Origin of the sequence: Herbaspirillum sp. YR522 (assembly GCF_000282575.1) — a bacterium.
Lineage (GTDB): Bacteria > Pseudomonadota > Gammaproteobacteria > Burkholderiales > Burkholderiaceae_D > Herbaspirillum.
Window position 1 is genome coordinate 1 of sequence record NZ_AKJA01000144.1, and the last position, 2,595, is coordinate 2,595.

A 2,595-nucleotide genomic window follows, 5' to 3' on the forward strand; every position below is an offset into this window, starting at 1 on the left:
AAGGCAGCAGCACCGAAGAAGGCAGTCGCCGCCAAGGCAGCAGCACCGAAGAAGGCAGTCGCCGCCAAGAAGCCGGTCGCCGCCAAGAAGGCAGCAGCACCGAAGGCAGCAGCCAAGCCAGCAGTCAAGGCAGCAGCAAAGCCAGCCGCCAAGGCAGCGGCAAAGCCGGCAGCCAAGGCAGCAGCCAAGCCTGTCGCCGCCGCCAAGCCAGCAGCAGCCAAGAAGGCGGTTGCCGCAAAAAAGCCGGTGGCTAAGCCAGCAGCCGCAGCACCAGCTTCCGCTTCGGCGAAGACAGTGCTGAACCCGGCCGCGGCTTGGCCGTTCCCGACTGGCACCACCCGTCCGTAATCCGGCCGAGTCTGCCGCCTGAACTTGTTCAGGCAAAATCCGCTGGGTGGCTTCGCGCCATGCAGCGGATTTTTTTTGCCCGTGCCCGGCACCAGCCTCGCTGGTCCAGCGGGCAGGGATTGGAAACGGACGCGGCGTCGCCATATGTATCCAGGCGTCGAGCCCGCGAAAATAGATGCTTGGCGATTGTGCCAATGCCATCTAGTATGTGCGTGCGCGTCGAAGTCCCGCCGCATCCACCGATTTTGTTAATGACGGAGACCCCTGTGCTGCATAGTATTTTCATGTTGATCGTCGACGCCGTGGCCAGCATCCTGGCCGGTGTCATGCTGCTGCGCTTCTGGATGCAGGTGGTGCGGGTGCGTCCGCCGCAGGCGGTGGGGCAGTTCGTCTATCAACTTTCGGATTGGCTGGTCAAGCCGCTGCGTCGCATCATGCCCGGCGGCGCCTATGACTGGGCCAGCCTGCTGGGCGCCTTCCTGATCGTGCTGTTGTCGATCATCGCCGCGGTAGGGTTCGATACCGGCTTCGACTTCAAGACCATCCTGCTGCTGTCGCTGATCCGGTTCTTCCAGTGGATCTTCTATGGCTTCATGGCTACCCTGATCATCGAGGCGGTATTCAGCTGGGTCAATCCGCAGGCGCCGCTGGCGCCCTTCGTACGAACCTTGAACGAACCGCTGCTGCGCCCGCTGCGCCGCATCATCCCGCTCGTCGGCGGGGTCGACCTGTCGCCACTGGCGGCCTTGATCCTGTTGCAGATCGCGGCGCGGGTGGTCAGTACCTTGCTGCTGTCGCTGGCCTGACAGAGCGGCGCGCCCAATAGAAAACGGACCAGTGACAAGCTGGTCCGTTTTTTGTTGCCTGGTCGATTATTGCTTCTTCTTCGCCGACCACTGCTCCAGTGCGTGCATGGTGTTCTCGACGTGCTTCTCGGGGTTCATGTCGGTGTATTCGTAGATGACCGAGTGGTCCGGCGCAATCACATACGAGGTACGGCTGGCGCGTTCGGGATTCTTGTTGAGCACCGAGTCATAGGCCTTCATGACCTTCTGGTCGACATCGGCCACCACCGCGAACTTGCTGCGGCAGGCGCTGACCGAGAACTTGTTGAGCGTCTCGATATTGTCGGCCGAGATGCCGATGACGGTCGCGCCCAATGCCTTGTAGCGATCGGTGGCCTCGGCAAAGAGGTGCGCCTCGACGGTGCAGCCCGAGCTGAAGGCAGCCGGGTAGAAGTACAGCACCACCGGGCCTTTCTTCAGCGCCGAGGTCAGCGAGAAGGTCGATACCTGGCCGCCCAGCGACGACGGTGCCGAGAAGTCCGGCGCTTTCTCGCCCGGCTTGAGCACGGCGCCGGCGGGCGCCGTCACCAGCGCGGCAGCCAGCAGCAGGGGCACGGCAAACAACGACGACAACGACTTGGACATGCGACTCTCCTGGAGTGAACGTTCGGTGATGTAATGCGGCCCCGTCGATGCCTAGCCGAAACGATAGCCGAACACCTGCTGGAACCGGTCTTCGATTTCGGCCTTGGACGGTGCGTGGTTCTGCGGTCCCTGTGACTCGATCTTGATGGCACCCATCAAGCTGGCCAGGCGGCCGGTGGTGGGCCAGTCGAACCCTTCGGTCAGACCGTACAGCATGCCGGCGCGGAAGGCGTCGCCGCAACCGGTGGGGTCGGCGATGGTCGATGCCGGCACCACCGGAATATCGATCTTGCCACCGTCGTGGTAGATCTCGGCGCCCAGTTCGCCGCGGGTGACGATCAGTGCCGACACCCGCTCGGCGATCTGCGCCAGCGACAGGCCGGTGCGCGCGGTCAGCAGTTCGGCTTCGTAGTCGTTCACGGCCACGTAGGTTGCCAGGTCGATGAAATGCCTGAGGTCATTGCCATCGAACATCGGCATGCCCTGGCCCGGATCGAAGATCAGCGGGATCGACAGCGCCGCCGCCTGCTCGGCGTGTTGCAGCATGCCATCACGGCCATCGGGGGCGACGATGGCAAACTTGACGGCACCGGCGTCGGCCACCTTGTTCTCGTGCGAGAAGCTCATCGCGCCGGGGTGGAAGGCGGTGATCTGGTTGCTGCCGGCGTCGGTCGTGATGAAGCACTGTGCCGTGAAGGACGATTCCACCACGCGCACGCAGCGGGTCGAGATATCCAGGCTTGCCAGGTGTTCCAGGTAGGGCGCGCTGTCCAGGCCGACGGTGGCCATCACCACCGGCTCCCCCCCCCCCCCCCCC

Annotated in this window: 3 protein-coding genes and 1 pseudogene; 2 read left to right on the plus strand and 2 right to left on the minus strand. The window is 63.8% G+C overall.

Going from position 1 to position 2,595, the window contains the following annotated elements:
* Both PMI40_RS20610 and PMI40_RS20615 read left to right on the plus strand, forming a co-directional pair.
* A pseudogene (locus PMI40_RS20610) lies at positions 1-348 on the plus strand (histone); the annotation flags it as partial.
* A gap of 266 nt (positions 349-614) precedes the next feature.
* Complete coding sequence (locus tag PMI40_RS20615) at positions 615-1,154, plus strand: YggT family protein (RefSeq protein WP_040502576.1); 540 nt, start codon at positions 615-617, stop codon at positions 1,152-1,154.
* A gap of 66 nt (positions 1,155-1,220) precedes the next feature.
* Here the strand turns inward: PMI40_RS20615 and PMI40_RS20620 are convergent, their stop codons facing one another.
* Both PMI40_RS20620 and PMI40_RS20625 read right to left on the minus strand, forming a co-directional pair.
* On the minus strand, positions 1,221-1,778 hold the full coding sequence (locus PMI40_RS20620) for a peroxiredoxin (protein WP_008119409.1): 558 nt from the start codon (positions 1,776-1,778) through the stop codon (positions 1,221-1,223).
* 51 nt (positions 1,779-1,829) lie between these two features.
* Positions 1,830-2,595: carbohydrate kinase family protein (locus PMI40_RS20625; RefSeq protein WP_008119410.1), on the minus strand; the 766-nt coding region annotated here is incomplete at its 5' end.